The following is a 24722-nucleotide window of genomic DNA, read 5'->3' on the forward strand; positions in this document are numbered from 1 at the left end:
TACCGTCGGTTTCCAGTGAGGCGGAAACAACGCTCGGCACACACGACTCTCGCGGTCGGTGTCAGGTGAGTCAGGAATGGTTGTGAGGCACTCCAGTGTCCAGCGATGTGAGGCCGACAAGGCCAGCGTCGCGACGACGTCTCCTGCATGCTGCCGAAACAGCTGCAATGGTTCGGGAGGAGGAATCAGCAAACGGTTGCGGACGAAATGATGCGTCTGCGAAAGCCTGTGCTACGCAACCGGTGGCTGTGCATCTCCACCCAACACTCATACTTTGAAAATCGGGTGCCGCTCGCAGAATCCGGGAGCGGGTTGTCGATTTCGCGATTCCCCATCGGGGGCACGCATCATGTCTTCAAGGCTTGTTTCGGTGCTTCACCGCTACTGAAGGGAAGCGCCGTCGGACGGCCTCACGTCCTCGAACATTGCTGGGGCGGGAATGGCGGTTTCGCTTGCATTCCGCAACCAGGCCACTTTTGGCGGCGCTCGGGACTATAACAGCAATGTTTAAGTGCTTCAAATCCATGAAAATTGATATGATCCGGCGATGACCAATATCCCTTCCCAGACCTCCGGCGTACAGATGCTCGAGGTCTCGCCGGAGCTTGCCGGCCAGCGCATCGACAACTTCCTTCGTACTCAGCTGAAGGGCGTGCCGAAGACCTTGATCTACCGCATCCTTCGTAAAGGAGAGGTGCGTGTGAACAAAGGGCGCATCAAGCCCGAATACAAACTACAGGCAGGCGATGTGGTGCGGGTGCCGCCATTGCGGCTGGCCGAGCGCGACGAGGTCGTGCCGCTGGCGCAGGGCCTGCTCGAGCGGCTTGAGGCGGTGATCGTCTACGAAGACAGGGCGCTCATCGTGATCAATAAGCCCGCAGGCATCGCCGTGCACGGTGGGAGCGGTTTGAGCTTCGGGGTGATCGAGGCGTTACGGCAGTTACGGCCGGACTGCAAGGAGCTCGAGCTTGTTCATCGCTTGGATCGCGATACGTCCGGTCTGCTGATGGTGGCGAAGAAGCGCAGCATGCTACGCCACCTGCACGAGCAACTTCGTGGTGACGGCGTCGACAAGCGCTATATGGCGCTGGTGCGGGGCCGCTGGGAGTCGGGCAAGAAACAGGTCAACGCGCCTCTGCTGAAGAACACGTTGCGCTCGGGCGAGCGAATGGTGGAAGTCACCGAAGAAGGCAAAGAAGCTTTGACGTTGTTCAGGGTGCTGCGCCGATTCGGTGATTTCGCGACGCTTGTAGAGGCCAAGCCGGTCACCGGGCGCACGCACCAGATCCGCGTGCACGCCCGTCACGCCGGGCATGGGATCGCCGGGGATAACAAGTATGGCGACGAGGAGTTTTCTCGTCTGATTCGAGAGCTCGGTGGTAAGCGGCTCTTCCTTCACGCTTATGCCTTGAAAGTGCCGCTGCCAGATGGGGCGGAACTGTGTCTCGAAGCGCCTGTCGATGAGCTCTGGGCTAAAACCCTGGAGAAACTGGGTGAGTAAGTACAAGGTACTGATCTTCGACTGGGACGGAACGCTTGCCGATTCGATCGCGCGTATCGTCCAGTCCATTTCCCTGGCAGCCGCAACTTGCGGGCTGCATCCGCTGGATGACGACTCGATCAAGGGCATCATTGGGCTTGGTCTGCCCGAAGCTATTGCCATGCTGTATCCGGACGTAACGGATGTCGCGATGGTTGAGGCGTTTCGTCGTGCTTACGCGGATCATTACCTGGCCCTTGAAACCGAACCGTCTGCGTTGTTTCCAGGTGTGCGGGAGGGGCTCGACCAGTTTCGCGAAAAGGGCTACCTGCTGGCGGTCGCCACCGGAAAAGGACGCCGGGGCCTCGATCGAATTTTGAGTGCGCATGGGTGGGGTGACTATTTCGATGTCACCCGTTGTGCGGATGAGACGGCCAGTAAGCCGGATCCGCTGATGCTGCGAGAAGTTCTCACACATTGCGGCGTGAGGTCGGATCAAGCCTTGATGGTGGGTGATTCGGTCTTTGATATAGAAATGGCGCGGCGTGCCGGTGTCGACAGTGTTGCGGTCTCGTATGGTGCTCAGTCGGCGGCGGTGCTTGGTGCCTGCAAGCCGAACGTAGCCATCGAGTGTTTCTCGGAACTTGGGGAGTGGCTATTGGCTCCTCGCATGGTCAAAGCAGGTGCGCATGTCTGATCAATGGAAAGAGTCCGTGCGGGATGAAAGCGAAGAGCGCAACAGCTGGCGGCTGCTCGAAAAAACGTTGCTCGCCAGTGTGCAGGAGCAGCGGCGAGCCAGGCGCTGGGGGATTTTCTTCAAGTTGCTGACGTTTACCTACTTGTTCGTTGCGTTGGCCTTGTTTTCTCCCTTGCTTCCCTTGGGGGGTGAGAAGCAGGCAGATGGCTCGCATACCGCTGTGATCAACGTCCGCGGCATGATTGCTGATGAGGAACCGGCCAGTGCAGACAATATCGTCGGCGCGTTGCGCGAGGCTTTCGAAGACGAGAGTACGAAAGGCATTGTGCTTCGAATCAACAGCCCCGGCGGAAGTCCGGTGCAGTCCGGTTATATCTTCGACGAGATTCGCCGACTGCGCAGTGAGCATCCGGATATCAAGGTTTATGCCGTTATCACTGATCTAGGTGCGTCAGGCGCCTATTACATAGCCAGCGCTGCGGATGAGATCTATGCGGACAAATCCAGTCTCGTTGGGTCGATAGGTGTCACGGCAGCCACGTTCGGGTTTGTCGGGACGATGGATAAGCTCGGCGTCGAGCGGCGGGTCTATACCTCAGGCGAGCACAAGGCTTTTCTAGACCCGTTCCAGCCGGAAAAGCCAGAAGAAACGGCGTTCTGGAAGGGGGTGCTCGGCACCACTCACCGTCAATTCATTGAAAGCGTCAAGCTCGGGCGTGGCGACCGGTTGCAGGTCGATGGGCATCCCGAGCTTTTTTCAGGCCTGATCTGGTCGGGCGAACAGGCGCTTGAGCTCGGTCTGGTCGACGGTTTGGGTAGCACCAGCTTCGTTGCGCGCGAGGTGATAGGCGAGCCGGAGCTGGTGGACTTCACTGTAAAGGATTCTCCCCTGGATCGTTTTACCAAGAAGCTCGGCGCAAGCGTAGGGGCTCAACTGGCGATGTGGATGGGGCTGCAGCAAGGGCCATCGCTGCGCTGACCTGGTCAGGGGATATCGAGGCCTGCCTTGTGAAGCATGCTGACGAGGCTTATCAGGGGTAGGCCGACCAGGCTGGTCGCGTCAGGACCGTCGGTCGATTGGAAAAGGCTGATGCCGAGCCCCTCAGCCTTGAAGCTGCCGGCGCAATCGAGCGGTTGCTCGGCTTGCAGGTAGCGCTCTATCTGCTTATCGCCCAGGTTGCGAAAATGCACCTTGAAACTTACGCAGTCGAACTGCTCACTGCCGTCGCGGCTGTCCAGCAGAGCAAGGCCGGTCAAAAATTCTACGGTTTTGCCACTGCTCGCCTTTAATTGTTCGGCAGCTCGGTCAAGCGTGTGTGGCTTGCCAAGTATGTGGGTGCCGAGTACTGCTACCTGATCAGAGCCGATGATCAGGTGATCCGTATAGCGGCCGGCGAGCGCGCCGGCCTTCAGTCTGGCGAGGCGGGTCACCAGGTCCGTCGGTTGTTCATCTGGCAGCGCGCGCTCATCAATATCGGGTGCGACACACTCGAAGGGGAGGCGCAGCCGTGACAGCAGTTCGCGTCGATAGGTCGAGCTGGATGCAAGTAGCAATTGACGCATTTTGTTCTTCCTTTATAAGGTTGCCGCTACCTGTCGGGTGGCGCCTTGGTGTGGGATGGAATTCCTTTGACAGTCGAGAGGTGCATCCCTAGAATGCCGCGCTTATGTTGAAAGGACCAATACCTCCGCACGTTGATCCGCGCAAGCTTGCAGACCGTGCAGCTCGCCTTGAGGGTGAGTTGCAGCTGTCGGAGCTAAAGCGGCTAGTCGATCCTCTCGAGGATGATCAAGGTGCGGTGCTCGCCAGTTTCGAGTTCGGGCGTGACGAGCAGCGGACCGTGGTGATCCATAGTCAGCTGGATGTTGCGGTCACAATGATTTGCCAGCGCTGTCTGGAGCCCGTTGTTCTTCCCATTCACAGCGAGTGTGATTACGCCGTGGTGAACGAGGGGGCGAATACCGAGCATTTGCCCAAGGGCTATGACGTGCTGGAAGTGGGGGAAGATCCTTTGGATCTGCTGGCGCTGGTTGAAGAGGAGTTGTTGCTCGCTCTTCCGATTGTTCCACTCCATGACCCAGAAATTTGCCAGCCGCCGACCGGGCCGGAAGTGTCCGAGTCGCGTGAGAACGAGGTATCGCGGTCCAACCCGTTCAGCGTCCTGGCGCAGTTAAAGCGTGACCCAAACGTTTAGGAGTTGTTTCAATGGCTGTTCAGCAGAACAAAAAATCCCGTTCCGCCCGCGATATGCGTCGCTCGCACGATGCGCTCGAGCCGAACGCGCTGTCCGTGGAAAAGAGCACCGGTGAAGTCCACCTGCGTCACCATGTGTCTCCGGAAGGCTTCTACCGCGGCCGCAAAGTGATCGACAAGGGCGCTGACGAGTAACTCTTGTCCGCTCCGATCATTGCGATCGATGCAATGGGTGGGGACTTCGGTCCCCACTGCATTGTTCCGGCCAGCCTCGACTGCCTGGCTGAGTCTCCCTCGCTTCACCTGGCCCTTGTCGGTCATTCCTCCATACTCGAAGAACTTGTGTCTCATCAGCGAGGCGTTGATCGCTCACGTCTGCAGATTGTGCATGCAGAGGAAGTGGTCGGTATGGACGAAAAGCCTGCTCAGGCGCTTCGCGGCAAGCCATGCTCATCGATGCGTTTGGCGCTTGAATTAGTCCGCGACGGCCAAGCGCAGGCATGTGTCAGTGCAGGTAACACTGGTGCGCTTATGGCGTTGGCGCGACTCGTGCTCAAGACGTTACCCGGCATTGATCGACCTGCAATGATGACGGCCCTCCCTACAAGCAAAGGTCCGTGCCTGCTGTTGGATCTCGGTGCGAATGTCGATTGCTCGGCCGAACAGCTTTATCAGTTTGGCGTAATGGGTTCAGTGGCGGCGCAGAGTCTGGGTATTGCCTCGCCTCGCGTCGCCTTGCTCAATGTCGGGATCGAAAACATCAAGGGTAATCAGCAGGTTAAAGGCGCGTCGCTCTTGCTGCAGGGCGTTCGTGACCTAAACTATCAAGGGTTCATCGAGGGCGATGGCCTTTTTCGTGGTGATGCTGACGTCGCGGTTTGCGATGGTTTCGTTGGCAATGTCTTGCTTAAATCCAGTGAGGGGCTGGCGCAGATGGTCGCGATGCGCGCCGAAACGTTGTTTCGCCGATCGTTGAGTTCCCGCGTCATCGGTGCGCTGGCGCTGCCACTGCTGCGGCAATTGCGGGCGGACCTGCAGCCAGCACAATACAATGGTGCGTCTTTTTTAGGGTTGCAGGGCATCGTGGTTAAGAGCCACGGTAGCGCTGGGCGTGAGGGCTTTCGTGCTGCCGTGCGGCGAGCGACCGACGACGTCCGTCAGAACCTGCCGGCACGCCTGCACGATCGTCTCGAGGCGTTGTTGAGGGTGCAGCGGGCTGGCGCCGTACAGGACGATGTGACTGCATCCCGGGGATCGCCATCCAACTGATTCGCCGCGCCGTTCAGGCGTGTTCTTCTGATCACAATCAAAAGAGAGCAGTTCATGTCCGCATCACTTGCATTCGTCTTCCCGGGGCAGGGCTCCCAGTCCCTGGGTATGCTAGCCGAGCAGGGTGCACAGCAGTCGGTTGTGCTCGACACCTTCGCCGAAGCATCTTCGGCGCTGGGCTACGATCTTTGGGCGCTGTGCCAGCAAGGCCCGGAAGAAAGCCTGAACCAGACTGACAAGACGCAGCCGGCGATTCTTGCTGCTTCGGTAGCCCTGTGGCGGCTCTGGCTCGCAGCGCAGGGAGCGAAGCCGGCGTTTGTCGCGGGCCATAGCCTGGGTGAGTATTCGGCGCTGGTCGCGTCTGGTTGCTTGTCGTTCGCCGATGCGGTGAAGCTGGTCGAGTTGCGTGGTCAGCTCATGCAGCAGGCGGTTCCCGCCGGTAGTGGCGCGATGGCTGCGATTCTGGGGCTGGACGATGCTGAGGTTATTGCAGCCTGCAGCGAAGCAGCGCAGGGCGAGGTCATCAGTGCGGTTAATTTCAATGCGCCTGGGCAAGTCGTTATCGCCGGCACTGCGGGTGCGGTGGCACGAGCCGTCGAGGTGTGCAAGGCCAAGGGCGCCAAGCGCGCCATGCCGCTGCCGGTCAGCGTGCCGTCTCATTGTGATTTGATGCGCCCTGCCGCGGAACGCTTCGCTGACGCTGTTAAATCGATTGCCTGGCAAGCGCCGGTGATTCCGTTGGTGCAGAACGTCAGTGCTGCGATCGTCACTGAGCTCGATACGCTGCAGGCGGATCTGCTGGCGCAGTTGTATAGCCCGGTGCGCTGGGTGGAAACGGTCGTGGTGCTCAACAACCACGGCGTGACCGAATTGGTCGAGTGCGGCCCGGGCAAAGTGCTCTCCGGCCTGAACAAGCGTTGTGTCAAAGGCATCAATACCTACAATCTCGATACCCCCGAGGCCTTTGCGGCGGCTCGTGACGCTCTGGTCTGAATCAAGGAGAACTAATATGAATCTTCAAGGCAAGGTTGCGCTGGTAACGGGCGCAAGCCGTGGCATCGGGCAGGCAATCGCGCTCGAGCTCGGGCGCCAGGGTGCCATCGTCATCGGAACGGCTACATCATCGGCTGGGGCGGAGCGGATTGCCGAGACCCTTAAGGAAAATGGTGTCGAGGGTGCCGGCCTGGTGCTTGATGTGAGCAACGACGAATCAGTCGCAAGCACGCTGGAACACATTCAGCAACATCTCGGGCAGCCAGCGATTCTGGTGAATAACGCTGGGATCACACGCGACAACCTGATGTTGCGTATGAAGGATGACGAGTGGTACGACGTCATCGATACCAATCTGAGCAGCCTGTATCGGCTGACCAAAGGCGTCCTGCGCGGCATGACGAAAGCGCGCTGGGGGCGGATCATCAATATCGGGTCGGTAGTGGGTGCCATGGGCAATGCGGGGCAGGTAAACTACGCCGCGGCCAAAGCCGGTCTCGAAGGTTTCAGTCGCGCATTGGCGCGTGAGGTCGGGTCGCGTGGCATCACGGTCAACGCCGTGGCGCCCGGGTTCATCGATACCGACATGACGCGCGAGCTGCCCGAGGCGCAGCGTGACGCGTTGCTTGGCCAGATACCCCTGGGGCGTCTGGGGCAGGCCGAGGAAATTGCCAAGGTCGTCGCTTTCCTGGCGTCTGACGGTGCTGCCTATGTCACCGGGGCTACGGTTCCGGTCAATGGCGGGATGTACATGAGCTGATGTGACGCCTGGCGCATCGAAGTAGTCAAACGGCAGTTTTGTTCAGTTATAAAACGGCGGCTGGTTTATAGACAGAAGGTTGAAAGCGGCATCATGCTTGCCTGCTTTCAGCTTGAAATGCGGAAAACGCTTTCTATACACTACCGCGCAGACCAGCTGCCTGGATTTTTCCATAGGAGTGAAAACAAGGTATGAGCACCATCGAAGAACGCGTCAAGAAAATCGTTGCCGAGCAACTTGGCGTTAAAGAAGAGGAAGTTACCAACAGCGCTTCCTTTGTCGAAGACCTGGGTGCCGATTCCCTTGACACCGTTGAGCTGGTGATGGCTCTGGAAGAGGAATTCGAGACCGAGATTCCGGACGAGCAAGCCGAGAAGATCACCACTGTTCAGGAAGCTATCGATTACATCAACGCGCACGCGCAGTAAGTTGTAATCCCGCTTCGAAACAGTAAAGCCGCACTGCCTTTGACAGGTAGTGCGGCTTTTGTTTGAGAATGAACACAATGCGGCGGGCCGGTTGCTCCGGCTGATGTCTGCGATGACTCACTTTTGGCGCTTTGCGTCGTCAGCTTCGGTGTGGGTCCAACCTAAGGGTAAGGAGAATTTCTGTGTCGCGTAGACGCGTCGTAATTACCGGGATGGGGATGGTCTCGCCGCTGGGTAACGATGTGCCAAGCAGCTGGCAGGGAATTCTCGCCGGCCGCAGCGGCATCGGCCTGATCGAGCACATGGATCTTTCCGCCTATTCAACGCGCTTTGGCGGGGCGGTCAAACACTTCGATGTCGAGCAATACTTGCCGGCAAAAGAAGCCCGCAAGCTCGATCTGTTCATTCAGTACGGGCTTGCAGCTAGCTTTCAGGCCGTCCGCGATTCCGGCCTGCAGATCACCGACGCCAATCGCGAGCGGATCGGTGTCGCCATGGGCTCGGGGATTGGCGGCCTGACCAATATCGAAAATAGCTGCAAGGCGCTTATCGAACAGGGTCCGCGGCGCATTTCGCCGTTTTTCGTGCCAGGCTCCATCATCAATATGGTGTCGGGTTTCCTGTCGATCCATCTCGGATTGCAAGGCCCCAACTACGCCATCGCAACGGCATGCACCACGGGTTCTCACTGCATTGGCATGGCTGCGCGCAATATCGCCTATGGCGAGGCCGACGTCATGGTTGCGGGCGGTTCGGAAATGGCCGCTTGTGGACTTGGCATCGGCGGCTTCGCAGCTGCCCGTGCGCTGTCTACCCGTAATGACGATCCGGCCGCGGCGAGTCGTCCATGGGACAAGGGGCGTGACGGCTTCGTGCTCTCTGACGGCGCTGGGGCAATCGTTCTGGAAGAGCTCGAGCATGCCAAGGCTCGAGGTGCGCATATCTATGCCGAGCTGATTGGTTTCGGTATGAGTGCCGATGCGTTCCATATGACGTCACCACCGGATGACGGTGCAGGCGCCGCACGTTGTATCCGCAATGCGCTGCAGGACGCCCGGATCGATCCGCAGCGCATCGATTATATCAATGCCCACGGCACCTCGACGCCGGCGGGTGACAAGGCCGAGGCAGCGGCAATCAAGAGCGTGTTCGGCGAGCATGCATACGAGCTTTCGGTCAGTTCGACCAAGTCGATGGTGGGCCACCTGTTGGGTGCTGCCGGGGCCGTTGAAGCGATTTTCACCGTGCTCGCCATTCGCGACCAGGTTGCGCCGCCGACGATCAACCTCGACGAGCCTGACGAGGGTTGTGATCTCGATTTCGTCCCACACGAGGCCAAGCCTCGCAAGATTGACGTGGCGGTGTCGAACTCGTTCGGCTTTGGCGGCACTAACGGCTCTCTGGTGTTCCGCCGGTTCACCGAGTGATTCTGAGCTGGGTAAACGGGCAGCCCAGTGCTGGAGTGCCCGTCCAGGACCGCGGTCTTGCCTACGGCGATGGCTTATTCGAAACCATACGGGTCCTGGGCAAGCAGCCGCGTCTGTTCGAGCGGCATCTGGCTCGGCTTGCGGCTGGATGCGAGCGCCTTGGTATCACAATCGATAGGTCGGTTCTGGCCCGAGAGGTGTTAGCGTTTTCCTCTCAACTGGAAAGCGGCGTCGTTAAAGTGATAGTGACTCGAGGTGACGGGCAGCGAGGCTATGCGCCGCCCAGTCTCGATGCGAGCGCCAGGCGCATCCTGCTAGGGGCGCCAGCGCCGGCCTACCCGGCTGAGCATGCCTGCTCGGGAATTCGGCTTCATGCGTGCGCAGTTCGGCTTGCAGAGCAGCCAGCGCTTGCAGGACTGAAACACCTCAATCGGCTTGAGCAGGTGATGGCGCGTGCTGAGTGGTCTGACGCCTCGTTCGCCGAGGGCTTGATGCGGGACACAAGCGGGCGAGTGATCGAAGGTGTATTCAGCAACCTCTTTTTAGTCGAGCCGAGCGGCTTGATCACGCCGGCGTTACATCGCTGCGGCGTAGAGGGTGTGATGCGCGCCGAGTTGATCGAGCGCGCGCGGCGGGACGGTATCGCTGTACGAATCGAAGACGTCACGTTCAGCCGGTTACTGGCTGCAGAGGAAGTGTTCTTCTGCAACAGCCTGTATGGGATATGGCCCGTGGTCGCACTGGAAGGGCATCGCTGGCCCCTAGGGCCGCTCACACGTAAACTTCAGGCCCTGATTTCCGACCTGTCGAGTGATGCGTGATCCGCAAATTGAATTTAGCGCTTCTGGCGGTCCTCCTGTTATGCGCTCTGAGCGCAGGCCTAGTCGCGTGGAAGCTACACGCATCTCTTGAGCAGCCGCTGCGGATCGAACAGGAAAGACTGCTCGATGTACGTCCGGGTGATACGCCCAGTGGCCTGCTACAGCGCCTCGAGCGAGAAGATGCCTTGGATGGCGCATTCTGGTTGCGTCTTTATTGGCGCTTGAAACTGTCCGGGCAGACGTTGCACAGCGGCGAGTACCGCCTGCAACCGGGCATGCCTGTCGCGGATATGATTGGCTTGTGGCAGCGAGGGGAGGTGGTCCAGCACAGCCTGACCATCGTTGAAGGCTGGAACTTCCGCCAGTTGCGCACGGCTCTTGGCAGTTTGGACACGGTCAAACAGACCATTGCCAGCTTGTCGGACCAGCAGGTAATGGAAAAGCTTGGGCATGCGGACCAGCATCCAGAGGGTCGATTCTTCCCCGACACCTACAGCTTCACGCGCGGCGTCACTGACCTCGAGCTATTGCAGCGCGCCCATGCGCGGCTTGAGTCGGTGCTGGCCGAGGAGTGGCAGCAGCGCAGTGAAGGCTTGCCCTACACCGCCCCCTACGAGGCACTGATCATGGCCTCGATCATCGAGAAGGAAACCGGCGTGCCGGCCGAGCGTGGCGAGATCGCGGGCGTCTTCGTCCGCCGCCTGGCGCAAGGCATGTTGCTGCAGACTGATCCCACTGTGATCTATGGCATGGGCGAGCAGTACCGCGGACGTATCACTCGCAACGACTTGCGCAGGCCGACACCCTATAACACCTATACCAACGCCGGACTGCCGCCGACGCCGATTGCCATGGTCGGGCGCGAGGCGATCCATGCCGCGCTTCATCCGGCGGATGGCACTAGCCTGTATTTCGTCGCACGCGGAGATGGTAGCCATGTCTTCAGCGATTCGCTGGAGGCCCATAACCGCGCCGTTCGCGAGTACCAGCTCAAGCGGCGTGCGGACTATCGCTCCAGTCCACCGCCCCGGCAAAACGCGCCGGCACCCGCCGAGACTCAACAGTGACAGGACTTTTCATCACCCTGGAAGGCCCCGAGGGGGCAGGCAAGAGCACCAATCGGGACTTCCTTGCCGAGCAACTGCGCGCGCGTGGGATCGACGTCGTGCTGACCCGCGAGCCAGGGGGAACACCGTTGGCCGAGCGTATTCGTGAACTGCTGTTGACGCCTACGCGCGAAGTCATGAACAGCGATACCGAATTGCTGCTGGTTTTCGCGGCACGCGCACAGCATCTTGCCGAAGTCATCCAACCGGCACTGGCTCGAGGCGCCGTGGTGATCTGCGATCGCTTTACCGATGCCACCTATGCGTACCAGGGCGGCGGGCGCGGCCTGTCTGTCGAGCGGATTGCCCTGCTCGAGACTTTCGTTCAGGGCGAGCTGCGCCCGGACCTGACCCTGATATTCGACTTGCCTGTGGAAGTCGGTCTCAGTCGCGCGGCAGCGCGTGGGCGGCTGGACAGGTTCGAACAGGAGGCAACGACCTTCTTCGATGCGGTCCGTCAGGCCTACCTCGCTCGCGCCGAGGGCTGCCCGCAGCGATACAGGATCATCGATGCGGCGCAACCGCTGGGCACCGTTCAGGCTGATCTCCAAGCCTTGCTACCCGAGCTCGTGGAGCGCGCCCTTGGCTGACGGCATTCTTCCGTGGCAAAAAGCGCTCTGGCAACGCTTGGCCGGGCGCGCCCAGCATGCTCACGCTTACCTGTTGCACGGGCCGGCCGGGATCGGCAAGCGTGCATTGGCTGAACATTTCATGCGATTCCTGCTGTGTCAGCAGCCGTCCCCAGTAGGCGCATGCGGTCGCTGCAAGGCTTGCCTGCTTCTTGCGGCGGGCACCCATCCGGATCACTGCGTCATAGAGCCTGAAGAGGCGGACAAGGCGATACGGGTCGACCAGGTGCGGCAGTTGGTGGGTTTCGTAACCCAGACTGCCCAACTCGGCGGACGCAAGGTGGTTTTGCTCGAGCCCACCGAATCGATGAACCTGAACGCGTCCAATGCCCTCCTCAAGAGCTTGGAGGAGCCTGCCGGCGACACTGTCCTGCTGCTGATCAGCCATCAGCCCAGTCGCCTGTTGCCGACTGTCAAGAGTCGCTGCGTCCAGCAGGCTTGCCCGCTTCCAGGGCGTGAAGCGAGCATTGCCTGGCTGGGCGAGCATCTCCCGACGTTAACTTCCGAGCAGCGCGAGGAGTTGCTTGCGCTTGCGGCGAATTCACCTTTGGCTGCCGTCAACTTGCATAGCCAAGGTGTGCTTGATATGCGCGCTCAGGTCGTAGACGGGGTAAAGAGGCTGCTCAAGCAGCAACAATCCCCCAGCCAGCTGGCCGAGTCGTGGAACCCGGTGCCCCTGATCCTGCTGTTCGACTGGTTCTGCGAATGGGCTCATCTTGTGCTGCGGTATCAGATGGCCGGTGATGAAGCTGGGCTCGGTTTGGCCGATATGCAGAAGGTCGTGCAATACCTGGCTCAGAAGAGCCCATCAGCGCGCGTGCTCTCCCTGCAAGACTGGTTGTTGGCGCATCGGCAGAAAATCCTCGGCAAGGCCAACCTCAACCGTGTCTTGCTTCTCGAAGCGTTGTTGGTGCAGTGGGCAAATCTGCCTGGGCCCAGCTAGAATCCACCGGAAACGATGTTAGGAATACCGCATGAGCCTGCCTGCAAATCTCGGTCCGCGTAATGGCATTCTGTCGCTGACGATCAAGGACAAGTCGGTGCTCTACGCGGCTTTCATGCCGTTCATCAAGCATGGCGGCTTGTTCATCCCGACGAACAAGAGCTACAAGCTCGGTGACGAAGTGTTCATGCTGCTCAGCCTGATGGATGAGCCTGAAAAGATTCCGGTTGCTGGAAAAGTGGTTTGGATCACACCGAAAGGCGCCCAGGGCAACCGTGCAGCCGGTGTAGGCGTGCAGTTCAACGAGGGCGACTCCACAGCACGCAACAAGATCGAGACCTATCTGGCCGGTGCCATGAAGTCGGACCGCCCGACCCACACGATGTAACAGCTTTCTCTTCGCCCCAAACCGTTACCTGTTCTGATTTTCCGCGACACTGCGAGCCCGGTCATGATTGGTCTACAATCGCCGGTTTCGCATCTGGACACGATTTCATGCTGGTCGACTCTCACTGCCACCTTGATCGTCTCGATCTGGCCGCGCACGGCGGTTCGCTCGATGCAGCGCTGGCGGCTGCGCGAGCGAGGGGCGTCGGGCATTTTCTATGTATTGGCGTCAGCGCTGACAACGCAGCGGCCGTGAAGGCCCTGGCGCGGCGCTATGACGATGTCGACTGTTCTGTTGGTGTGCACCCGCTCGATCTCCAGCCTGGTACCGAGCCAGCGCTCGATTGGTTGCTGGCAGAGCTGGACGATCCAAAAGTGGTCGCAATCGGCGAGACCGGGCTGGACTACCACTACGAGCCTGAAGCCGCCACGCTCCAGCAAGACTCCTTCCGGCTGCATCTGCAGGCGGCGGCTGTGTGTGGAAAGCCTGTGATCGTGCATACCCGCGCGGCGCGTGCCGATACGCTGGCATTGCTGCGCGAAGCCGCGTTGCCTCAGGCGGGCGTACTGCATTGTTTCACCGAAGACTGGGACATGGCCGCGGCCGCGCTCGACCTAGGTTTTTATATTTCACTTTCGGGGATCGTTACCTTCCGCAATGCCGAGGCCTTGCGTGACGTAGCGCGCCGGGTACCTGCCGATCGCCTGTTGGTTGAAACCGACTCACCCTACCTGGCCCCTGTGCCGCACCGGGGCAAGCCTAACCTGCCGCAATATGTTCGGGAGGTGGCGCAGTACCTGGCCGAATTGCGTGGCGTCTCGTTCGAACGGCTCGCCGAGCAGACGACCGAAAACTTCACACGCCTGTTTCCCCTCGCGCGGGTCAGGTTCTGAAACGCTGCTGCGCGATGCCACAGGCGGGCCCGTGACTGGGCGTGTACAATTCGCGCCGCTTAGCGCCATGGTGCCGGCCCAGTGCCATTCGCTCATGATTAGCGCCTGTTTTCTTTCCACCCGTTAGCGCGCTGCGATTTTCACCGTCACAGACAGTACCGAGGCGACGTGATGTCCCAAGACAGGTTGCACACCGGCCCGCTTCAGCGCGGCTTGAAGAATCGGCATATCCAGCTCATTGCTCTGGGCGGTGCCATTGGTACCGGCTTGTTTCTCGGCTCAGCAGGTGTGCTACGCAGCGCGGGACCCTCAATGATCCTAGGCTATGCGATCGGCGGGCTGATCGCGTTTCTGATCATGCGGCAGCTCGGTGAGATGGTCGTCGAAGAGCCGGTCGCCGGTTCATTCAGCCATTTCGCCCACACCTACTGGGCGCCCTATGCAGGCTTCCTGTCGGGTTGGAACTACTGGGTGCTTTATGTGCTGGTGGGCATGGCGGAATTGACCGCTGTCGGCAAGTATGTGCAGTTCTGGTGGCCCGAGGTGCCGACCTGGGCGACAGCCGCGGTCTTCTTCGTGCTGATCAATGCGATCAACCTCGTCAACGTCAAAGCGTTTGGCGAAACCGAGTTCTGGTTCGCCATCATTAAGGTCGCCGCCATCGCCGGGATGATCGCCCTGGGGCTGTACCTGCTGGTGAGCGGAGCCGGGGGCGAGCAGGCCTCGATCAGCAACCTCTGGGCTCACGGGGGGTTCTTTCCCAACGGTATAAGCGGCATGGTCATGGCGCTTGCCATCATTATGTTTTCCTTCGGCGGACTAGAGCTCGTCGGGATCACCGCGGCTGAGGCGTCGGATCCGCGAACAGTCATACCAAAGGCGATCAACCAGGTCGTCTATCGCATCCTGATCTTCTACATTGGCGCGCTGTCGGTGTTGCTCGCGCTTTATCCTTGGGACAGCCTGCTCGAAACGCTCGGCTCAGCAGGCGATCCCTACAGCGGCAGCCCGTTCGTGCAGATCTTTTCCTTGATCGGCAGCGATACCGCAGCACACGTGCTCAACTTCGTGGTGCTCACTGCGGCGCTGTCCGTGTACAACAGTGGCGTTTACTGCAACAGTCGAATGCTCTACGGGCTGGCAGAGCAGGGTGATGCACCGAAGGTGCTGATGACCGTGACTCGCCGGGGCGTACCTGTGTTGGCGATTCTTGTCTCAGCACTGATGACGATGCTCTGTGTTCTGGTCAATTACCTGCTGCCACAGAGCGCGCTCGAATTGCTCATGTCACTTGTCGTCGCGGCGCTATTGATCAACTGGGCGATGATCAGCCTGGCGCATCTCAAGTTTCGCCGCGCTCTAGTGGCTCGCAGGGTCGAGCCCAATTTCAAAGCGTTTTGGTATCCGCTGAGCAACTATCTGTGTTTGGCGTTCGTCGCCTTGATCGGGGCGATCATGCTCTCGATGCCCGGGCTGCGGGTTTCGATCATCGCAATGCCGTTCTGGATCGCGTTCATCTGGGTGTGCTTCCGCGTTCGTCTGGCGCTGCGCGGCCGTTGATCGACCGGTCGGCCGGGCAAAAAAAACCCGACTGCCAAGAGCCGGGCCAAGACCATTAGGAGTAAAAATGAGGTCGCGTTCCTCGCTGCCTCAGCTGGCCAGGCATTGGGGGGATTGCCTGGCCAGTGCTTTGAAGTATTGGTCTGGATCGACGACTTTGCAGAGCGAATCCGTGGCTTTTTAAAACGGATTTGGAATAGGCATCCGTACCTTGATCGCTCAGGCTTCGAGTACTTGCCGAACGGCCGCCAACGCATCATCCAGCACGCGGGCCGGCGTATAGAAATGCGGCGAGAAGCGAATCCCCCCTCCGCGTAGCGCGCAGACGACCTGTTGTGCTTTCAGCTGCTCGAACACCTCGGAATGGTCTTTGCCATCAGCGCTGAATGTGACGATGCCTGCTCGGCGTGCCGGGGCCGTGGGGCTTAGCAGGCGAACGCCAGGCATGCGCGCCAGTTCTCGCTGAAGATAGTCGACGCGCTCGGCGAGCCCTTTCCCGACCTGTTCAAGGCCTACCTCCTCGAGAAGCGAAAGGCTGGCCTCCAATGCGACCCCCCCGATCATGTTGGGGCTGCCGCATTCGAATCGCCGTGCGCTGCGTGCCGGCTGCCAGTCCGTTCGTTCGTAGTCGCCCGCGTGCTCAAGCATGTGCCAGCCGTATTCGTGCAGCGTCAGGCGTTCGCGAAGGTCGCTGCGACAATAAAAGGCGCCGAGCCCTTCTGGACCCAGCATCCACTTGTGTCCATCGGCCATGGCGAAGGCACAGCGGCTCTCCTGTACATCGAACGGCAATGCGCCCAGCTGTTGTATGGCGTCGATGCAGAGCAATACGTCGCGCCTTTCGCAGGCTTCGCCTAGTCGCGGCAAGTCCAGGCGCAGTCCGCTGGCGTATTGCACCGCGCTAATTGCCATAAGGCGTGTTTTTGGCCCGCAGGCGGCGATCAGTGCCGCTTCGGGGTCGTCGCCAGCCAGGCTCACCTGTACTACCTCGACGCCGCGCGGGCGCAACGCCTCCCACACCACGCGATTGGATGGGAATTCTTCGTCGCTGATGACGATTCGATCGCCAGCCTTCCAGTCGAGGCCGAAGGCAACGAATGAGAGCGCTTCGGAGGTGTTTTTGACGAGAGCGATGTCGGCGATCGCTGGTGTATTGAGCAGACGCGCAAGCCTTGCTCGCAGGCTGCTTTCTATCTTGAGCCACCGTGGGTAGTCGCGAGCGCCAATCGTCACATTCTCCCGGGCGAAGGCCGCTACGGCTTCTGACGCGCGGCGCGGCCAGGGTGCAACGGCGGCGTGATTGAGGTAGCACAACCCATCGGCCTGGGGAAATTCGTCATTCACTGAACTCATGCGTGTCGCCTCGTGCTTTTTCTGACCGGATAGGCATAATGGTCCGCTTCGAAACCTCGGCCGCAGCCCCTTATGCAAAATGAACCCCGCAAGGTTCGCGAGTTTCGCCGTCGCGAACAGGAAATCCTCGACACCGCGCTCCAGCTGTTCCTCGAACAAGGGGAAGACAGCGTAACTGTCGAGATGATCGCCGACATGGTTGGCATCGGCAAAGGCACCATCTATAAGCACTTCAAATCCAAGGCGGAGATCTACCTGCGCCTGATGTTGGACTACGAGCGCGACCTCAACGAGTTGCTTCATTCACCCAGCGTCGACCGCGACAAGGAAGCCCTGTCGCGCGCCTATTTTGAATTCCGCATGCGTGACCCGCAGCGTTACCGGCTGTTCGACCGACTGGAGGAAAAGGTGGTCAAGGGTAATCAGGTGCCCGAGATGGTCGAAGAGCTGCATCGGATTCGCGCATCCAACTTCGAGCACCTGACGCAGCTGATCAAGGGCCGGATCGCCGAAGGCAAGCTGGAGGACGTACCGCCATACTTTCACTACTGTGCAGCCTGGGCGCTGGTACACGGCGCCGTGGCGCTCTATCACTCGCCGTTCTGGAGCAACGTGCTGGAAGATCAGGAGGGGTTCTTCCAATTCCTCATGGACATCGGCGTGCGCATGGGCAACAAGCGCAAGCGTGACTAGGTGGCGACGGTAGCGGGGTAGATGATGCAGCAAGCGCTTCTGCGGGTTGCGGGCGCACTGCAGGAGGCAGATCGCATCCTGGTGATTACCGGTGCGGGCCTCTCGGTCGACTCCGGGCTGCCAACCTACCGGGGCGTCGGGGGCCTCTATAACGGGAGCACAGAGGAAGGTCTGCCGATCGAGACTGCATTATCCGGCCCGGTGCTGCAGCGTGACCCGGCGCTGTGCTGGAAGTATCTCGCCGAGATCGGTCGAGCATGCCTTGCCGGTCGACCCAATGACGGGCACATGGCGATTGCTAGCTTGCAGCAGCAAAAGCCTGAGTGCTGGGTGCTGACGCAGAACGTGGACGGCTACCACCTCGCCGCTGGTAGTCCTCGAGCGCGTGTGATCGAACTCCACGGCACCCTGGCGCCGCTGTATTGCGTCGACTGTCATGCCCATGGCGAGGCGCTGGCAGCGGTCTTGACCCGACCGCTGCCGCCTCGGTGCGACAGCTGTGGTGGCGTGCTAAGGCCGCCCGTGGTGTTGTTCGAAGAACGGCTGCCAGAGGCGGCGCTTGGAGTGTGGCGGGCGCAACTCGCGAGGGGCTTCGATGCGGTGATCACCGTGGGCACCTCGGCAAGTTTCGCCTACATCATCGAGCCCGTGCTGCAAACGCGCGCCGCTGGTGGCTTTGCTTGCCAGATCGATCCGGTAGAAAGCGAACTGTCCCGTCTGGTGGATGTGCATCTTCAAGCGGGCGCATCAGACGTTTTGCCACAGCTAATCCGTCACATTTTTTCCGATTGAATTTGCTCATCGGCGCAACGGCAGGCATAGTTCGGCCACTTCTCGCTTCGAACCTATCCGTGCCATGCGCCAACGCCTCGCACCCCTGCTGCCGATTTTCCTCGTTACGCTGCTGAGCGCCTGCGCCAGCCAGCCGCAACCTGCCGAGCCGGTCGTGGCCCTCGAAGGGTTTGGTTTCGAGCTGCCTCCGCTCAACGTGAGCGAACAGGGTGCCTACGATGCCGAGGCGGAGGCCTCGCTCGGGGCCCTCACCGATGACACCCGCTATGCCTTGCCCGCCTTGGCGGACAGCGTGCTCGAACGCGGTTTCAAGCTGGTGGGTACGCCATATCGTTATGGTGGTCGTTCGACCCGTACCGGCTTCGACTGCAGCGGCTTCGTAGGCTTCGTGTTCCGTAAGGAGGCCGGCATCGAACTGCCGCGCTCCACCCGTGAGATGATCAATCTCGACGTGCCCAAGATCAAACGCAGCGACCTGCAGCCGGGCGACGTAGTCTTTTTCAATAATCGCGGTCGTGGGCGGGTCAGCCACGCCGGTATCTACATCGGCGAGCATCGCTTCATACACTCGTCCAGCTCGCGCAGTGGGGGCGTGCGGGTCGATAGCCTCGATGATGCCTACTGGCGGTCCAGCTTCATGCAGGCCAAGCGTGTACTCGTGTTGGCCGGCGAGACGAAGGTAGCTGCCAACCACCACTGAGCGGCTCCGCGCCGAGCGGGGTTGCATCCATGGCAGCGTACCGGCAGAGTGATGGCTCGTTTCCCCGGACTGCTCTGCGATGCCCGTTCTGGCCCGCTCGATCCTGATTTCCTTCATTGGCCTGCTGGCCGCCTGTGCAGGCGACCCGCCCCGGCACGCGCCTCTCGTCCACGAGCCCATAGCGATACCGCAACCCTCCGGAACAGCTGAGGACGTGCTTTTCACTGCGCTGGGGCTCGTCGGTACCCCGTATCGCTACGGTGGCAACACGCCGTCCAGCGGCTTCGACTGCAGCGGCCTGATCGGCTATGTCTACCGGGGTGCAGCCGGCCTGGAACTGCCGCGTACCACCCGCGAAATGAGCGGGATGCGCGGTGTCGGGGTGCGGCGCGACGCTCTGCAAGCCGGCGACCTCCTATTCTTCGCCACGGCAGGCGGCCGGAAGGTCAGCCACGCAGCGATCTACGTCGGCGAAGGACGTTTCGTCCACGCCCCCTCGTCTGGCGGCACGGTTCGGCTCGATCATTTGTCAGATCGATACTGGCAGCGTGCATACCTCAGCGCCAAGCGCATCCTCGATACCGAGCAGTGGGCGAGCACGCGCTGACAGATGAGTTAACGCGTCTATCGACAGGCTGTTCAGCCACGCGGGCGCGGCCTGTATGGTTGAGCTACTGCCATGGTCACCGGGATCAAGCTGTGAAGCCTCTGCTGCGCCTGCCTGAACCGCCCGCTGCGTGCGAACTCTGTCAGCGGGCTGCACGGCTTACCCGCCATCACCTGATCCCCCGGGCGGTTCACAGCAAGAATTAGTCCGCAAGCGTTATTCGCGCGAGGAACGGATCACAGCAGCACTCTGGGTCTGCCGGCCTTGTCACGACGAGATTCACCGGCTATTCAGCGAAAAGGAGCTGGCGCTTAACTACAACTCCCGTGAGGCCTTGCTAACCGATTCACGTCTTCGCGCTTTCGTGGACTGGTTGGCGGCCAAACCGGCGGGCTTCGTACCGCGACATTGAGCGATCTGGGTGCTCGTCGGAATATTTGGAAATATTCCGCGGGTTGACTTTGGACAGGTGTCGAAATGTCGCACCTCGGCTATGATCGGCACCCCAAACTTCTCGGGTGCGCGTCCTGCGCACGAACCGTTTCCCCTTTTGCGTTAGGTGCCTTATGCCTGAAGTACTTCAGTACGTGCTGATCGGCCTCGCCGTGGCCGCTCTGCTCGGTGTCGTTCTTGAAGAGATCACTCACGTCAACAAAGCCAAAGTCACGCTATTCTTCGGCACCCTGGCCTGGATGCTGCTGTTCGTATTTTCTCCAGAAGGCGCCGAGCGTGAGCGGGTGCTCGAAAGCCTTAACGAAAACATCGCCGAGATCGCCGGGCTCTGGATCTTCCTGGTCGCTGCGATGACGTTCGTCGCTTACCTGAACAAGAAGGGCCTGATCGAAAACCTGATCTACCTCGTGCTGCCGCAGCGGATTAGTGAACGCGCCTTGTTGTTTCTCACAGCGACCTTCTGCTTCGTGTTCTCCTCCCTGGCAGACAACATCACCGCGACGCTGGTCTCCATCACCTTGATCATGTCGCTCAAGCTCAGTGCTGAGAAAACCATCAAATACGCCGCATTGGTGGTGTTCGCGGTCAACTCTGGTGGTGTTGCGCTGATCACCGGTGATGTCACGACGTTGATGATCTTCCTGGCTGGCAAGGTGAAGATTCTGCAGCTGCTATTGCTGGCAATTCCGGCATTCCTTGCCGTCATGCTGTTGGCGGCGATGCTCTCGGTCGGCATGGGCGGGCAGGTAGTCGTCGAGCGCAAGCGCACCGAGGTGCGGCGTGTGGACATTGCCATCGCGATGATTTTCCTGGCGACCATTCTGTGCACCATTGCTGGGAATTTCCTGTTCCAGATTCCGCCGGTGCTGACCTTCCTGACTGGCCTGTCGATCATGTTCCTGGTGGCACGCTTTTTCAGTGATGACATCGAGACGGATCCCATCCTCGAATACGTCCGCCAGGTTGAATTCGAGACCTTGCTGTTCTTCCTAGGCATCCTTCTGCTCGTCGGTATGCTCAAGGAGATCGCGGTGCTCGACGGTCTGGTGCGTATCTATGATCAGGTTCCGGCTGTCATGGCCAACTACTCGATGGGCGTGCTTTCCGCGGCAATCGATAACGTCCCTCTGACGGCCGCGCTGCTTAAATCGGGTTTGCAAATGGGCGTGGCCGAGTGGATGGTGCTGACCTATGCCGTCGGCGTCGGCGGCTCGCTGCTGGTGATTGGCTCTGCAGCCGGCATCGTGGCGATGAGCAAGGTGCGTGGGCTTACCTTCGGCAGCTATTTGAAGTACTTCGTCTTCCTGTTCATCGCATTCAACGCCGGTTTCGCAGGGGTGTACCTCATGGGGCGCACGATTGCCGGCTGAGCGCGCAATGGCCCGCCGCCGGCAACCGGCAGGCGGTTAGGGCCAATGCAGGTTGAAATGCGAGCCCAGGACGAAGCAGCCGTCCAGCAGGTCCCAGCGCTCGACGCATGCGTGTTTGTTCGGCCCGGCATGCAACTTCAATCGATTGAACGAATTGGGTGAGGTGCCACGCACCCGCGAGGACAGGGTGGTGCCCGCCTGGACCATCCAGATCTCACGCGACAGCGCGGTGTATTGCTTGGACAGCGGCAAGACGTAGGGCAGGTGGATATGCCCGCCCATTACCAGGTCAAGTCCTTCATCGGCCCAGCAATGCAGGGCTGCATCGGCACCGTGCTGCAAGTTGCTCAGATCGCTCAGCACCATGGCGCCGAATGGCTGATGGGCGACCACGATGCGTAGCTTGTCCCGGCTGGTCTGCCTCAGCCGCTCACGCACCGCTCGTACCTGCTGATCGGTGACCAGCCCGTCCTTATGGCGTCTTGGATGCGTGGTATTCAGGCCTATCACCAGCACTTCGCCATTTTCGAAGGTCGGCTCCAGGTCGTCTCCAAAATGCCTGCGGTAATTGCGGTAGGGCGTCAGGAAGCGTGCAAAGAGGTTGTACAGGGGGATGTCGTGATTCCCGGGAATCACTAGCGTCTCGGGAATGCCATGAGCGAGCAGGCGCTCGACGAACGCCTGCGCCGCTGCGAACTGGCTGGCACGGGCGCGTTGCGTGATGTCACCGGAAAAGACCAGAAGGTCCGCCCCGTGCTCGCGTACGTGGCTTTCCAGGGCCTCGACGACACCGGATTGCTCGGTGCCGAAATGGGTGTCGGATATCTGCACGATGGTCGTCATTAGGCTGGCGTCTTCTCGTTGGGATGCCGGGTTCGAAGGCACGTTACCTTATTCGAAGCCAGGATCGCCGAGGCGTTCCGGTAACGTCTCGTGACGAGCTTGCGGCGACGCTTCCGGTTGCGCCGCGCAGGGCCTTGGACTAACCTCCGCGCTGCTTCAGGTGCCCCCTGGCATAAAGCCAGTCGGGTGAAACAGGGAAGCCGGTCCATTCGTAGAAGATTCCGGCGCTGCCCCCGCAACGGTAGGCGAGATTGAGCCGCACAAAGCCACTGTGCTCCAGGCACGGGAAGGCGCGGCTTACAGGACGTTCGTCCACTCGCAAGCCCGGAGACCGGCCTGTCGCAATCCACGGCAGTGCGGCGGGCGCTGATCGGGGTGCGGCTGCTTGCACCTGCGCTCCCTTCGTATCCTCCGTCTGCCCTTATCGACTGTTGTCGTGCGGCGGGCACGACGGAGACCCCACCTTGATCTGCAAGACCCTCACTTCAACCGCGGCGTTCGCGCTGCTCGGCCTGGCTCCCTTTGCGCTCGCGCAGGCTGCGCAAGGCTCACTCGACCTGGATTCGACCGTCGTCACGGCGACGCGCGTCAACACGCCAACGCCAGCGCTGGCGGCAACCACCGTCATCGATCGTGAAGAAATCGAGCGCAGCCAGGCGACGTCGCTGCCTGATCTGCTGCGTCGTGTGCCGGGCTTGTCGTTAGCCAACAACGGCGGGCCAGGCAAGACGACCAACCTGTTCCTGCGCGGCACCAACTCGGACCACACCATCGTGCTGGTCGACGGGGTGAAGGTCGGTGCCGTCAGCAACGGCGCTGCCGCTTACCAGGATTTTCCGGTCGAGCTGATCGAACGTATCGAAGTGGTACGGGGACCGCGCTCGAGCCTCTATGGCTCCGAAGCCATTGGCGGCGTCATTCAGATTTTTACCCGTAAGGGCGAGGTGCACGGCATTCGCCCATTCTTCTCGGCAGGCTACGGCACGCATGACACCGCCACCGGCAGCGCCGGTGTCAGCGGCGGCGATGGCCAGGGCTGGTTCAACCTGGCGGTCAATAGCGAAGATACCGACGGTATTGATGCAACCAACCACAACAGTTTCTCCAACGACCCGGACGCCGATGGCTATCGCAACCTGGCCGGTTCGTTGAATGCCGGCTACCGTTTCGACAACGGGCTGGAGCTGGCTGGCAATGTGCTGCGTGCCAAGATGCACAACGAATATGACGGCGGCGACGATGCGTACATGGACGGCGAGCAGCACGTGGTGGGCGGTAGCGCGCGCTATGCCCCCGTCCAGAACTGGCTGGTCACCCTGCAGGCTGGGCGCAGCCAGGACAAGAGCGACGCGTACAGCGACGGCAGTTTTTCGTCACGGTTCGATTCGCGTCGCGACCAGTTCTCCTGGCAGAACGACATCCAGCTGGCGGAGCGGCACACCCTGACCCTCGGCTACGACTATCTGCAGGACGAGCTCAGTAGTGACTCGAACTATCAGATGAATTCACGACACAACAACGGCGGCTTCGCCCAGTATCTCGGCAGCCATGGGCGCCTGGACTGGCAACTCAACGCGCGCCGGGACGTTAACGAAACCTTCGGTGGGCACAATACCGGCGCGGTCGCATTGGGCTATGCCTTGACTGACGATGTGCGTGGCTATGTCAGCTACGGTACTGCGTTCAAGGCACCGACCTTCACTCAGCTTTACTACCCGGGATTCTTCGGCATGTATGAAGGCAATCCCGACCTGGACCCGGAGGAGTCCGAGAACCTCGAGGTCGGATTGGAAGGTCAGCCAAGCTGGGGTAGCTGGAGCGTCAATCTGTTCCGCAACGAGATCGACAACCTGATCGCCGCCACCGGCCCGAACAATGGCTATATAAACGTCGACGAAGCGCTGATCCACGGCGCCGAGCTTAATGTCGCGAGCGAGTGGCTTGGCTGGTTCTGGAATGCCAACGCGACGCTTCTTGAGGCCGAAAATCGCTCGGATGGCGCCAACAACGGCCGGAACCTGCCGCGTCGGCCACAGCAGCTGTTCAACCTGGAAATGGATCGCGCATTCGATCGCATCAGCGTAGGCGCTACGCTGCATGCCGAAGGCGCACGCTACAACGACGCGGCAAACCAGACCGAGCTGGGCGGTTTCGCTACGGTTGACCTGCGTGCTGAGTACCGCATCGATCAAGAGTGGCGCGTGCAGACGCGGGTCGCGAACCTGTTCGACGCCAACTACCAGACGATTGACGGCTACAACCAGCCTGGCCAAGCGGTCTATTTCACCGTCCGTTATCAGGCCCTCTGATTCGGACTCAACGG

At 60.4% G+C, this 24722-nt stretch carries 26 protein-coding genes, 1 pseudogene and 1 riboswitch; of the genes and pseudogenes, 24 read left to right on the plus strand and 3 right to left on the minus strand.

What is annotated here, in order from left to right; all coding sequences use genetic code 11:
- Window positions 1–547: 547 nt before the first annotated feature.
- Genes rluC through M1D78_RS06980 form a run of 3 tightly spaced genes read left to right on the plus strand, consistent with a single transcriptional unit; the run spans window position 548 to window position 3156 of the window.
- Window positions 548–1501, plus strand: a complete 954-nt coding sequence (gene rluC, locus M1D78_RS06970; protein ID WP_437419928.1) for a 23S rRNA pseudouridine(955/2504/2580) synthase RluC — start codon at window positions 548–550, stop codon at window positions 1499–1501.
- Window positions 1494–2177 carry an HAD-IA family hydrolase gene (locus M1D78_RS06975; protein ID WP_437419927.1) on the plus strand — a complete coding sequence of 228 codons (684 nt, stop codon included), beginning with the start codon at window positions 1494–1496 and terminating at the stop codon, window positions 2175–2177. Before rluC ends, M1D78_RS06975 begins: the two co-directional genes overlap by 8 nt.
- The gene (locus M1D78_RS06980) at window positions 2170–3156 is read left to right on the plus strand and encodes a S49 family peptidase (RefSeq protein WP_437420377.1); all 987 of its coding nucleotides are present in this window, start codon (window positions 2170–2172) and stop codon (window positions 3154–3156) included. Before M1D78_RS06975 ends, M1D78_RS06980 begins: the two co-directional genes overlap by 8 nt.
- A gap of 5 nt (window positions 3157–3161) precedes the next feature.
- Here M1D78_RS06980 and M1D78_RS06985 read toward each other — a convergent pair whose 3' ends face one another.
- Window positions 3162–3740 (minus strand): Maf family protein, encoded by a 579-nt coding sequence (locus M1D78_RS06985; protein ID WP_437419926.1) that lies wholly within the window; start codon window positions 3738–3740, stop codon window positions 3162–3164.
- A gap of 104 nt (window positions 3741–3844) precedes the next feature.
- Here M1D78_RS06985 and M1D78_RS06990 point away from each other — a divergent pair, with 104 nt between their 5' ends.
- From M1D78_RS06990 to M1D78_RS07055, 14 genes are all read left to right on the plus strand, one after another.
- Entirely contained in the window at window positions 3845–4372 is a 528-nt protein-coding gene (locus tag M1D78_RS06990; protein WP_437419925.1) for a YceD family protein, read from the plus strand.
- An 11-nt stretch (window positions 4373–4383) separates the two neighbouring features.
- Window positions 4384–4566, plus strand: a complete 183-nt coding sequence (rpmF, locus tag M1D78_RS06995) for a 50S ribosomal protein L32 (protein ID WP_019342480.1) — start codon at window positions 4384–4386, stop codon at window positions 4564–4566.
- Between the two features lie 3 nt (window positions 4567–4569).
- A complete protein-coding gene (plsX, locus tag M1D78_RS07000) occupies window positions 4570–5640 on the plus strand; it encodes a phosphate acyltransferase PlsX (protein ID WP_437419924.1) in 1071 nt (356 codons plus the stop codon).
- Between the two features lie 54 nt (window positions 5641–5694).
- Window positions 5695–6633, plus strand: coding sequence for an ACP S-malonyltransferase (gene fabD / locus M1D78_RS07005; protein ID WP_437419923.1), 939 nt, complete (start codon window positions 5695–5697; stop codon window positions 6631–6633).
- A gap of 16 nt (window positions 6634–6649) precedes the next feature.
- Window positions 6650–7393 carry a 3-oxoacyl-ACP reductase FabG gene (fabG, locus tag M1D78_RS07010; RefSeq protein WP_437419922.1) on the plus strand — a complete coding sequence of 248 codons (744 nt, stop codon included), beginning with the start codon at window positions 6650–6652 and terminating at the stop codon, window positions 7391–7393.
- 191 nt (window positions 7394–7584) lie between these two features.
- Window positions 7585–7821, plus strand: coding sequence for an acyl carrier protein (acpP, locus tag M1D78_RS07015; RefSeq protein WP_003283670.1), 237 nt, complete (start codon window positions 7585–7587; stop codon window positions 7819–7821).
- Window positions 7822–8003: 182 nt separating this feature from the next.
- On the plus strand, window positions 8004–9248 hold the full coding sequence (gene fabF, locus M1D78_RS07020; RefSeq protein ID WP_437419921.1) for a beta-ketoacyl-ACP synthase II: 1245 nt from the start codon (window positions 8004–8006) through the stop codon (window positions 9246–9248).
- Window positions 9248–10069: an aminodeoxychorismate lyase gene (pabC, locus tag M1D78_RS07025; protein ID WP_437420376.1), complete on the plus strand. Its 822-nt coding sequence runs from the start codon at window positions 9248–9250 to the stop codon at window positions 10067–10069. Before fabF ends, pabC begins: the two co-directional genes overlap by 1 nt.
- Window positions 10066–11136: an endolytic transglycosylase MltG gene (gene mltG / locus M1D78_RS07030; protein WP_437419920.1), complete on the plus strand. Its 1071-nt coding sequence runs from the start codon at window positions 10066–10068 to the stop codon at window positions 11134–11136. Before pabC ends, mltG begins: the two co-directional genes overlap by 4 nt.
- On the plus strand, window positions 11133–11765 hold the full coding sequence (gene tmk, locus M1D78_RS07035) for a dTMP kinase (RefSeq protein WP_437419919.1): 633 nt from the start codon (window positions 11133–11135) through the stop codon (window positions 11763–11765). The genes mltG and tmk overlap by 4 nt, the downstream gene beginning before the upstream one ends.
- The gene (locus M1D78_RS07040; protein WP_437419918.1) at window positions 11758–12747 is read left to right on the plus strand and encodes a DNA polymerase III subunit delta'; all 990 of its coding nucleotides are present in this window, start codon (window positions 11758–11760) and stop codon (window positions 12745–12747) included. Before tmk ends, M1D78_RS07040 begins: the two co-directional genes overlap by 8 nt.
- Window positions 12748–12778: 31 nt before the next feature.
- A complete protein-coding gene (locus M1D78_RS07045; RefSeq protein WP_019342489.1) occupies window positions 12779–13135 on the plus strand; it encodes a PilZ domain-containing protein in 357 nt (118 codons plus the stop codon).
- 107 nt (window positions 13136–13242) lie between these two features.
- A complete protein-coding gene (locus M1D78_RS07050; protein WP_437419917.1) occupies window positions 13243–14028 on the plus strand; it encodes a TatD family hydrolase in 786 nt (261 codons plus the stop codon).
- A gap of 171 nt (window positions 14029–14199) precedes the next feature.
- The gene (locus M1D78_RS07055; protein WP_437419916.1) at window positions 14200–15588 is read left to right on the plus strand and encodes an amino acid permease; all 1389 of its coding nucleotides are present in this window, start codon (window positions 14200–14202) and stop codon (window positions 15586–15588) included.
- Between the two features lie 219 nt (window positions 15589–15807).
- Here the strand turns inward: M1D78_RS07055 and M1D78_RS07060 are convergent, their stop codons facing one another.
- Complete coding sequence (locus M1D78_RS07060) at window positions 15808–16941, minus strand: aminotransferase class V-fold PLP-dependent enzyme (RefSeq protein ID WP_437419915.1); 1134 nt, start codon at window positions 16939–16941, stop codon at window positions 15808–15810.
- A 72-nt stretch (window positions 16942–17013) separates the two neighbouring features.
- Here M1D78_RS07060 and M1D78_RS07065 point away from each other — a divergent pair, with 72 nt between their 5' ends.
- The 6 genes and pseudogenes from M1D78_RS07065 (at window position 17014) to nhaD (ending at window position 21556) form a co-directional block, all read left to right on the plus strand.
- Window positions 17014–17634 carry a TetR/AcrR family transcriptional regulator gene (locus M1D78_RS07065; protein WP_243606434.1) on the plus strand — a complete coding sequence of 207 codons (621 nt, stop codon included), beginning with the start codon at window positions 17014–17016 and terminating at the stop codon, window positions 17632–17634.
- A 21-nt stretch (window positions 17635–17655) separates the two neighbouring features.
- Complete coding sequence (locus M1D78_RS07070) at window positions 17656–18426, plus strand: NAD-dependent protein deacylase (protein WP_437419914.1); 771 nt, start codon at window positions 17656–17658, stop codon at window positions 18424–18426.
- Between the two features lie 64 nt (window positions 18427–18490).
- Entirely contained in the window at window positions 18491–19126 is a 636-nt protein-coding gene (locus tag M1D78_RS07075; RefSeq protein WP_437419913.1) for a C40 family peptidase, read from the plus strand.
- A 79-nt stretch (window positions 19127–19205) separates the two neighbouring features.
- A complete protein-coding gene (locus M1D78_RS07080; protein ID WP_437419912.1) occupies window positions 19206–19733 on the plus strand; it encodes a C40 family peptidase in 528 nt (175 codons plus the stop codon).
- 92 nt (window positions 19734–19825) lie between these two features.
- Window positions 19826–20145: pseudogene (locus M1D78_RS07085) on the plus strand (hypothetical protein).
- A gap of 154 nt (window positions 20146–20299) precedes the next feature.
- Window positions 20300–21556, plus strand: a complete 1257-nt coding sequence (gene nhaD, locus M1D78_RS07090) for a sodium:proton antiporter NhaD (protein ID WP_437419911.1) — start codon at window positions 20300–20302, stop codon at window positions 21554–21556.
- A 36-nt stretch (window positions 21557–21592) separates the two neighbouring features.
- On the opposite strand, the gene M1D78_RS07095 is transcribed toward nhaD, so the two are convergent.
- Window positions 21593–22399 (minus strand): metallophosphoesterase family protein, encoded by an 807-nt coding sequence (locus M1D78_RS07095; protein WP_437419910.1) that lies wholly within the window; start codon window positions 22397–22399, stop codon window positions 21593–21595.
- Window positions 22400–22540: 141 nt separating this feature from the next.
- Window positions 22541–22753, plus strand: a riboswitch (cobalamin riboswitch).
- A gap of 113 nt (window positions 22754–22866) precedes the next feature.
- On the opposite strand from M1D78_RS07095, the gene btuB reads away from it, so the two are divergent.
- Window positions 22867–24708: a TonB-dependent vitamin B12 receptor gene (btuB, locus tag M1D78_RS07100; protein WP_437420375.1), complete on the plus strand. Its 1842-nt coding sequence runs from the start codon at window positions 22867–22869 to the stop codon at window positions 24706–24708.
- Window positions 24709–24722: the final 14 nt, after the last annotated feature.

It is taken from the genome of Pseudomonas sp. SA195, assembly GCF_054131565.1.

Excerpts from the sequence above, each read along its gene's own strand:
- M1D78_RS07060 (WP_437419915.1), bottom strand. The coding sequence starts at position 16,941 with ATGAGTTCAGTGAATGACGAATTTCCCCAGGCCGATGGGTTGTGCTAC.
- fabD (WP_437419923.1), top strand. The coding sequence starts at position 5,695 with ATGTCCGCATCACTTGCATTCGTCTTCCCGGGGCAGGGCTCCCAGTCC.
- M1D78_RS07050 (WP_437419917.1), top strand. The coding sequence starts at position 13,243 with ATGCTGGTCGACTCTCACTGCCACCTTGATCGTCTCGATCTGGCCGCG.
- M1D78_RS07070 (WP_437419914.1), top strand. The coding sequence starts at position 17,656 with ATGATGCAGCAAGCGCTTCTGCGGGTTGCGGGCGCACTGCAGGAGGCA.
- rluC (WP_437419928.1), top strand. The coding sequence starts at position 548 with ATGACCAATATCCCTTCCCAGACCTCCGGCGTACAGATGCTCGAGGTC.
- M1D78_RS07095 (WP_437419910.1), bottom strand. The coding sequence starts at position 22,399 with ATGACGACCATCGTGCAGATATCCGACACCCATTTCGGCACCGAGCAA.
- M1D78_RS07080 (WP_437419912.1), top strand. The coding sequence starts at position 19,206 with ATGCCCGTTCTGGCCCGCTCGATCCTGATTTCCTTCATTGGCCTGCTG.
- M1D78_RS07065 (WP_243606434.1), top strand. The coding sequence starts at position 17,014 with ATGCAAAATGAACCCCGCAAGGTTCGCGAGTTTCGCCGTCGCGAACAG.
- M1D78_RS07075 (WP_437419913.1), top strand. The coding sequence starts at position 18,491 with ATGCGCCAACGCCTCGCACCCCTGCTGCCGATTTTCCTCGTTACGCTG.
- rpmF (WP_019342480.1), top strand. The coding sequence starts at position 4,384 with ATGGCTGTTCAGCAGAACAAAAAATCCCGTTCCGCCCGCGATATGCGT.
- M1D78_RS07045 (WP_019342489.1), top strand. The coding sequence starts at position 12,779 with ATGAGCCTGCCTGCAAATCTCGGTCCGCGTAATGGCATTCTGTCGCTG.
- M1D78_RS06990 (WP_437419925.1), top strand. The coding sequence starts at position 3,845 with ATGTTGAAAGGACCAATACCTCCGCACGTTGATCCGCGCAAGCTTGCA.
- fabG (WP_437419922.1), top strand. The coding sequence starts at position 6,650 with ATGAATCTTCAAGGCAAGGTTGCGCTGGTAACGGGCGCAAGCCGTGGC.
- M1D78_RS06985 (WP_437419926.1), bottom strand. The coding sequence starts at position 3,740 with ATGCGTCAATTGCTACTTGCATCCAGCTCGACCTATCGACGCGAACTG.
- acpP (WP_003283670.1), top strand. The coding sequence starts at position 7,585 with ATGAGCACCATCGAAGAACGCGTCAAGAAAATCGTTGCCGAGCAACTT.
- M1D78_RS06980 (WP_437420377.1), top strand. The coding sequence starts at position 2,170 with ATGTCTGATCAATGGAAAGAGTCCGTGCGGGATGAAAGCGAAGAGCGC.
- nhaD (WP_437419911.1), top strand. The coding sequence starts at position 20,300 with ATGCCTGAAGTACTTCAGTACGTGCTGATCGGCCTCGCCGTGGCCGCT.
- M1D78_RS07055 (WP_437419916.1), top strand. The coding sequence starts at position 14,200 with ATGTCCCAAGACAGGTTGCACACCGGCCCGCTTCAGCGCGGCTTGAAG.